At 61.5% G+C, this 2,499-nt stretch carries 2 protein-coding genes; both read right to left on the bottom strand.

Features of this window, described 5'->3' with window-relative positions; translation table 11 throughout:
• Positions 1-72 precede the first annotated feature (72 nt).
• Positions 73-867, bottom strand: a complete 795-nt coding sequence (gene istB / locus GTW51_RS23225; protein WP_163046387.1) for an IS21-like element helper ATPase IstB — start codon at positions 865-867, stop codon at positions 73-75.
• Positions 857-2,386 carry an IS21 family transposase gene (istA, locus tag GTW51_RS23220; protein ID WP_163046388.1) on the bottom strand — a complete coding sequence of 510 codons (1,530 nt, stop codon included), beginning with the start codon at positions 2,384-2,386 and terminating at the stop codon, positions 857-859. The genes istB and istA overlap by 11 nt, the downstream gene beginning before the upstream one ends.
• Positions 2,387-2,499: the final 113 nt, after the last annotated feature.

Genomic DNA, 2,499 nt, shown 5'->3' with positions numbered 1-2,499 from the left:
TGTTGATTTCCACTGAGAGCTGACCCAGGATTTCCATCAAGAACTGACCCGGCTTAGATGATGTTGGACTGGTCAGGTGGTGGTCAAGTTCCGTGTTTTCTCTTTCGTCGGTTTCTCGCATTTGGCCGAACTGTTCTTGAAGCGGAAGCTGTCGTTTCCGGTCTCCAGGATGTGGCAGTGGTGAGTAAGGCGATCGAGCAGCGCCGTGGTCATTTTCGGGTCTCCGAAGACCGTGGCCCACTCGCTGAAGCTGAGGTTGGTGGTGATGACGACGCTGGTGCGCTCGTAAAGCTTGCTAAGAAGATGGAACAGCAAGGCACCGCCTGAAGCACTGAACGGCAGGTAGCCCAGCTCGTCCAAGATGACGAGATCGGAGTGGACAAGCCGTCCGGCGATCTGACCGGTCTTCCCCTGGACCTTCTCCTGCTCGAGCAGATTGACGAGCTCGACGGTCGAGAAGAAGCGAACCCGCTTGTGGTGATGCTCGATGGCCTGAATGCCAAGGGCCGTGCCGATGTGGGTCTTGCCGGTCCCGGGCCCTCCGACCAGGACGACGTTGTGCGCATCTTCCAGGAACTCGCAGCGATGAAGCTGACGGACGAGCGCTTCATTGACCTCGCTGCTGGCGAAGTCGAAGCCATTGAGATCGCGATAGGCCGGGAAGCGAGCCGACTTCAGTTGGTAGGCGGTAGACCTGACCTCCCGCTCGGCTGTCTCGGCTTTAAGGAGCTGCGACAGGATCGGGATGGCTGCCTCGAAGGCTGGCGCTCCCTGTTCGGTCAACTCGCTGACAGCCTGCGCCATGCCGTGCATCTTCAGGCTGCGCAGCATGATCACGATGGCGCCGCTGGCCGGGTTATGACGCATGGCGCACCTCCGCAGTCCGGTGCAGGGCGTCATAGCGTTCGACATTGGCACGTGGCTCGGTGATGAGCGCCAGGGCCTGCGGAGTCTGCACGGTCGGCGGGACCATCGGCTTGCCGTCGATCAAACGGTGCAGAAGATTGAGGATGTGGGTCTTGGTCGGGACGCCGGCCTCAAGGGCCATGTCGACAGCGCACAGCACGACCTCTTCATCGTGCTGAAGGACCAGGGCCAGGATCTCCACCATCTCGCGATCACCGCCGGGTGTCTTGAGTAGATGCTGTTGCAAGGCCCTGAAGGATGCCGGCAGCTCTGCGAAGGGCGCACCGTTACGCAGGGCACCGGGTTTGCGCTGGACGACCGCAAGATAGTGCCGCCAGTCGTAGATCGTCTCGCTTCGGCGATCATGTGAGCGAGCAAAGACTCGGCGGTGTTCGCAGATGGTCTGCCCCTCGGCGACAATGACGATGCGATCGGGATAGACACGCAGGCTGACCGGGCGATTGGCGAAGGAGGCCGGCACGCTGTAGCGATTGCGCTCGAGATGGACGAGACATGTCGGAGAGACCCGCTTGGTGTGCTCGACGAAGCCGTCGAACGGCCGCGGTGTTGGCATCAGATGACGGACTTCCTCAGCCCAAGCTTCGGCAATGGTGCCGGGTTGGGTCGCATGGGGTGCCGCTGCCCACAACTCCCGGCATCGCTTCTCCAGCCAATCGTTCAGCGCGTCCAGCGAAGGCACGTTCGGCATCGGCTGCCAAAGGCGGTGACGGGCATCCTGGACGTTCTTCTCGATCTGCCCTTTCTCCCAGCCGGACGCCGGATTGCAGAACTCGGCCTCGAACAGGAAGTGGCTGACCATGGCCGAGAAGCGGATGTTGACCTGGCGCTGCTTGCCCCGTCCCACTTTGTCGACGGCGGTTCTCATATTGTCGTAGATGCCCCGCCGCGGAACGCCGCCGAGAACGCGGAAGGCATGATTGTGTGCGTCGAACAGCATCTCATGGGTCTGGAACAGATAGGCCCGCAGCGTGAAGGCGCGGCTGTAGGACAGCTTGACGTGGGCGACCTGCAATTTGGTTCGCTCGCCGGCGATGATCGCCCAGTCCTCGGACCAGTCGAACTGGAAGGCTTCGCCCGGTACGAAGGCCAGGGGCACGAAGGTGCCGCGGCCGGTGGTCTGCTGCTCACGTTGCCGGGCCGCTTTCCAATCCCGGGCAAAGGCGGCGACCCTGTTGTAAGAGCCCCGATAGCCGAGAACGGCCAAATCGTCGTGCAACTGCTTGATCGTGCGCTTTTGCTTGCGGGACTTGCCCGTCTCGACACGCAGCATCGCCGAGAGTTTGTCGGCGTAGGGATCCAGTTTGCTCGGTCGGTCCGGAGCCGTGAACTGCGGCTCGACGCTGTCGGCGCGCAGGTACTTACGGACCGTGTTCCGGGAAAGACCGCTGCGCCGGGAAATCTCCCGAATCGAGAAATCGTCTCGATGGCGCCAGCGTCGAATGACACTCAATAACTCCATGTCGATCACTCCGATGTCCCCCGCACCGATGGCGTGGGAACGAGTTCAAACATGGGTCAGTTCTCGATGGAAAAACCGCTGCTGCCTGGGTCAGCTCTCAGTGGAAATCAACA

The organism is Aurantimonas aggregata (genome assembly GCF_010500835.1).
Lineage (GTDB): Bacteria > Pseudomonadota > Alphaproteobacteria > Rhizobiales > Rhizobiaceae > Aurantimonas > Aurantimonas aggregata.
Note: the sequence above shows the minus strand (reverse complement) of the source record. Positions and strands in the feature narration are given on the sequence as shown.

Bases quoted from the DNA above. Each gene is read 5' to 3' on its own strand.
- istB (WP_163046387.1), bottom strand. From the start codon at position 867: ATGCGTCATAACCCGGCCAGCGGCGCCATCGTGATCATGCTGCGCAGC.
- istA (WP_163046388.1), bottom strand. From the start codon at position 2,386: ATGGAGTTATTGAGTGTCATTCGACGCTGGCGCCATCGAGACGATTTC.